Origin of the sequence: Rhodovarius lipocyclicus, assembly GCF_009900765.1 — a bacterium.
In the GTDB taxonomy this organism is placed as follows: Bacteria; Pseudomonadota; Alphaproteobacteria; order Acetobacterales; family Acetobacteraceae; genus Rhodovarius; species Rhodovarius lipocyclicus.
Map to the genome: position 1 here is coordinate 1 of NZ_JAAABL010000089.1, position 1322 is coordinate 1322.

General features: G+C 66.3%; 1 protein-coding gene. It reads right to left on the reverse strand.

Annotated elements, in window-relative coordinates:
- Positions 1-56: 56 nt before the first annotated feature.
- The gene (locus GT007_RS22055; RefSeq protein ID WP_160123820.1) at positions 57-1217 is read right to left on the reverse strand and encodes an integrase core domain-containing protein; all 1161 of its coding nucleotides are present in this window, start codon (positions 1215-1217) and stop codon (positions 57-59) included.
- Positions 1218-1322 lie beyond the last annotated feature (105 nt).

A 1322-nucleotide genomic window follows, 5' to 3' on the forward strand; every position in this document is an offset into this window, starting at 1 on the left:
TCTACAACCGTGAACCTTGGTAACAGTTTAGACCGGCAGCCTAGGTAACAGTGTTGCTACGACGTTCCGGGCTGGCTCGATCGAGCCAGCCCGGAACGGCGCAAGGTTCCGCTTTCGGCATCGAGCACGGCCAGGTCGAACGCCTGGAAGCTCACCTGCCATTGCTCGTCATCGCGCCGGCTGATCGCCACATGCTCGCCGCCCAGCGCCTCGGACAAATAAATCCGCTGATCCTGCCATTCGATATAGCCATCCCGGCTCACCCGCCGCGGATGATGATCGCACGGGTAGTCCCAGCCAGCAGGCGCCTCCCTGTAGGCCCGCCGAGATGGCTCATACACCGCGGCAGGGCAGCGCTGGCCCAGCGCCTCATGCGGGCGCTGCGTGTTGAAATCCAGCCGCCACGCATCCAGGCGCAGCTGCTGCGCCGCCAGCGTCGCGCAGCGCGGCGTCGCCGCCTCCTGGTTCAGCGTGCGGTGCATCCGCTCATGCCGCCCGTTCTGGTCCGGACGCCCCGGCGCGATCCGGTCGGGCCAGATGTTCAGCTTCAGCAGCCACACCGAAAACCGCGACAGCCCCGCCAGACCGCGCCGGGCCGCGAACGGGCTGCCATTGTCGGTGCGCAGGGACACAGGCAGCCCGTGTTCACGAAACGCCCTGACAAACAAGGGCTTGATCTCAGCGAATGTCGGCCGGGCCACCGCATGCGAGACCAGCAGATAGCGGCTGAAATTGTCCGTCACCGTCAGCGGCTCGCACCGGATGCCATCCCCGGTTCTGAACCAGCCCTTGAAGTCAGCCGACCAGCTGTCGTTGGGGGCCAGCGGTTCCATCAAGGCCTGGCAGGGGGCCGCCTCCCGCCTGGCGCGCCGAGGCGTCACCAGCCCTTCGCGCGTCAACAGGTCGCCCACCGTGCTCGCGGCGGGCCACACCATGTCAGGATGGTCCTGCGACAGCCGCGCCAGCAGCTTGCGCGGACCCCAACTCGGCCGCGCCCGGCGCAGCGCCAGGATCGGTGCCGTCACACAGCCAGGCAGAGCGTGCCGCATCGTCAGCGGCGCCGATGAGCGATCCTGCAGGCCCGCAGCACCCAGGGCACGATAGCGGGATATCCACTTGTAGCCCGTCTTGCGACTGATCCCGTGCCGCAGGCACAGCAACGACATCGCCACATCATCACGCAAATACGCAGCCACAAAGCACAGCCGCGCATCCATCGTGGATATCTCCGTCCAGGGCATCGACCGGTCCTCCCAGTCGATAACAAAGACTGTCACCCAGGTCGCCGGTCCAAACTGTCACCAACCTAGCCGGTTTGTACC

Excerpts from the sequence above, each read along its gene's own strand:
- GT007_RS22055 (WP_160123820.1), bottom strand. The coding sequence starts at position 1,217 with ATGGATGCGCGGCTGTGCTTTGTGGCTGCGTATTTGCGTGATGATGTG.